The following is a 3,120-nucleotide window of genomic DNA, read 5'->3' as shown; positions in this document are numbered from 1 at the left end:
CAACGCGGCAGAGCAGATGGCCGGAACCACTATCCGCTCTGTGCGCTCCGTCCTGTGCGGCGGATCCCCGGTATCCCTGACGGGCTATGTGGAAACCGGCCTGGGGAACGCCGCTGTTTCCGATGCCGATGTGGCCGCCGTGCAGTCCCTGGCACTGGAAGAGGCCCGGGCCGGAGAAGGAATGCAGGTGCTGCACGCCATCCCCCTGTACTATGCCCTGGACGACCAGAAGGGCATCCGCGATCCCCGGGGCCTGTACGGATCCCGCCTGGGACTGCGGCTCCACACAGTGGCGGCGCGGGAAACAGCCGTGCGCAATCTGTCCGCAGCCATCGCGCTCTGCCACCTGGATGTGGATGATCTTGTCCTGGCGCCCTGGGCCGCCGGGCTGGCCTGCCTGACGGACGAAGAGCGGGAGATCGGCACCGTCCTGGTCGACATGGGCAGCGGTACCACGTCTGTGGCAGTCTTCAGCGAGGGCAAGCTTGTCCATGCCGACAGTATCCCTGTGGGCGGACAGCATGTGACCACGGATATTGCCCGCGGCCTGACAACATCGCTGGCCTCGGCCGAGCGGCTGAAAACCCTGTATGGTCACGCCATGCCGGGCGCATCGGATTCCCGCGAGAGCATCAGCTATCCTCTGGCGGGTGAGGAGGGGGCCGAGCAGACGGGCCAGGTCTCCCGCGCCATGCTGGTGCGCATTATCCATGCGCGGCTGGAGGAAACCCTGGGGATTGTCAGGCAACGTCTTCTGTCTGCGGGTTTTTCTGGAACAACACCGCGCAGGGTGGTATTGACGGGAGGAGCATGCCAGCTTCCTGGCCTGCGGGACCTTGTCCAGACTGTTCTGGAAGGGCCTGTGCGCATGGGGGGACCCCCGGCGATCGCGGGGCTTCCGGCATCCATGTCCGGGCCGGCATTCTCGGCAGTCTGCGGGCTGGTCCTCTCGCATGCGGCCCGGCACAGGGACAGGCCCGTGGCTGCTGCGGCAGCGCCGGGGGCGGCCAGGAACTGGATGGGCCGGGTGGGGCAGTGGTTGCGTGAGAATCTTTGAGAAAGAGACAAAGGTATGTCGCTGTTTGAACAGGAAGTGGAGAGTCCAGTGAGCGAGACCGCCATGCCGGAAAACGGCGTACAGCAGCAGCCGCTGATTTTTGTTTTTGGCGTCGGTGGTGCCGGGGGCAATGCCGTCGACAACATGATCGAAGCCAGGCTTCGGGGCGTCGAGTTCATCGTCGCCAACACGGATGCCCAGGCCCTGGCAAAATCAAAGGCGCAGAAGCGCCTCCAGCTGGGATCCCAGCTGACAAAGGGTCTTGGCGCCGGTGCCCGTCCTGACGTGGGTCGCGCCTCGGCCGAGGAAGAACTGGAAGAAATCCGCGGCCACCTGCAGGGTTGCAACATGGTGTTCATCACCGCCGGCATGGGCGGGGGCACCGGCACCGGTGCAGCGCCCGTCATTGCCCGGGCCGCGAAGGAAGCGGGCATCCTGACCGTGGGCGTTGTCACAAAACCCTTCAAGTTCGAGGGGGCGCACCGGATGCGCTCGGCCGAATCCGGCATTGCCGAGCTGCAGCAGTACGTGGACACGCTGATCGTCATTCCCAACCAGAACCTGTTCCGGGTGGCCAACGAGAAGACCACGTTCGCCGAGGCCTTTCGCATGGCCGACGACGTGCTGCACGCCGGTGTGCGCGGCGTGACTGACCTGATGATGATGCCGGGCCTGATCAACCTGGACTTTGCCGACGTGCGCACGGTCATGAGCGAGATGGGCAAGGCCATGATGGGTACAGGCGAAGCGGCAGGCGAGCGCCGGGCCCTCCAGGCCGCAGAGGCTGCCATCTCCAACCCCCTGCTGGACGATGTTTCCCTGAAAGGCGCGCGGGCCGCGCTGGTGAACATCACCGGCGGTATGGACATCGCCCTGTTCGAGGTGGATGAGGCCGTAAATCGTATCCGCGACGAGATGGACCCGGACGCCAACATCATTTTCGGCTCTACTTTCGACCAGTCCATGAACGGCACCATGCGCGTGTCCGTCGTGGCCACAGGCATCGAGGTCCACCCGGCCCGGAACGAGAGCCAGGCGCGGACAGCGGCCGGCGCCCTTGCCGGCATTGACCTGTCCCGGAAACTTCCGGGTGTTGCGCCGGTCATGGCCCAGGCGCGCGGAACCGCAGCGGCAGAATATCTGGGCCGCCTTGTGGCCTCTCCCCTCCATGCATCTGCAATTCCTGCCCCTTCCGCAGCCCGTCCGGCAGCAGTTCCGGAGATGGCAGCGCAGGCGGAACAGCCCGCCCTTGCCGCAGGGAATTTTTTTGCAGAGCCGGAAAACCAGGACGACATGCTTCTGCCGCCGCTGTTTTCGGGAACCGGGCTTCACGAAAACCCTGAACCGGCTGTTCCCGGCCCGGCCCGGAAACCTGAAGCCGTGGCGGAGCGGCCTGCCCGTCCGTCCCTGTTTGCCCGCATGACCGGGCTGGGTGCTTCGGCCCGCCGGTCTGCAGAAGATCCGGCGGACCTTCCGCCCCAGGTGCCGCAGAAGCCCCTGGTGGCACGGGCTGCGGATGGTCCCGGCGATCTTCTGGCCGAGAAGACCAGACTGGTCCCCGTGGACGACGATGTGCTGGATATACCGGCCTTCCTCCGCCGCCAAGTGAATTGATCTGACCTTCCATAACCCTTTCTGTCATCCCGGGCTTGACGCGGGATGCAGTTTTGACGCGCGTCTGCGCGGCACATGAGTCACATGGCCCATGGGCATGGGCCCGCTGGATCCCCGCTTGCGCGGGGATGACAGCGGGGGTGGAGGGCTTATGCAAGGTTCCCCGGGAAGAGAGGTATCCCCCTGTAACAAAGGGTAACAATCAGTGATTTGTCCCGGTCCGGGCCCTGCGGTAGGTTTGGATGCTCAGGATTTTCCTTCTGTTTCCAGACTTCGGGACATGCCACCGTGATGACCAGCCCCAGACCCCGTCCCTCTGTGTTCCAGCGCACGCTGAAAAGCCCCATCTCCTGCGTGGGCGTCGGTGTGCATTCGGGCATACGCGCTAACCTGAAGCTGCGTCCCGCGGCGCCCGGAACGGGGATTACCTTTGTCCGTACGGACCAGCC

3 protein-coding genes are annotated in these 3,120 nt (G+C 65.0%); all 3 read left to right on the top strand.

Annotated elements, in window-relative coordinates; translation table 11 throughout:
• A partial coding sequence (ftsA, locus tag M3O22_09115) for a cell division protein FtsA (GenBank protein MDP9196899.1) occupies nt 1-1,057 on the top strand: 1,057 nt, incomplete at its 5' end.
• A 63-nt stretch (nt 1,058-1,120) separates the two neighbouring features.
• Nucleotides 1,121-2,671: a cell division protein FtsZ gene (gene ftsZ, locus M3O22_09110; protein ID MDP9196898.1), complete on the top strand. Its 1,551-nt coding sequence runs from the start codon at nt 1,121-1,123 to the stop codon at nt 2,669-2,671.
• Between the two features lie 291 nt (nt 2,672-2,962).
• Nucleotides 2,963-3,120 (top strand): UDP-3-O-acyl-N-acetylglucosamine deacetylase (locus M3O22_09105; GenBank protein ID MDP9196897.1); only part of this gene is annotated, 158 nt, incomplete at its 3' end.

The organism is Pseudomonadota bacterium (assembly GCA_030775045.1).
Lineage (GTDB): Bacteria > Pseudomonadota > Alphaproteobacteria > JALYJY01 > JALYJY01 > JALYJY01.
This window is presented reverse-complemented; position numbering and strand designations above follow the sequence as displayed.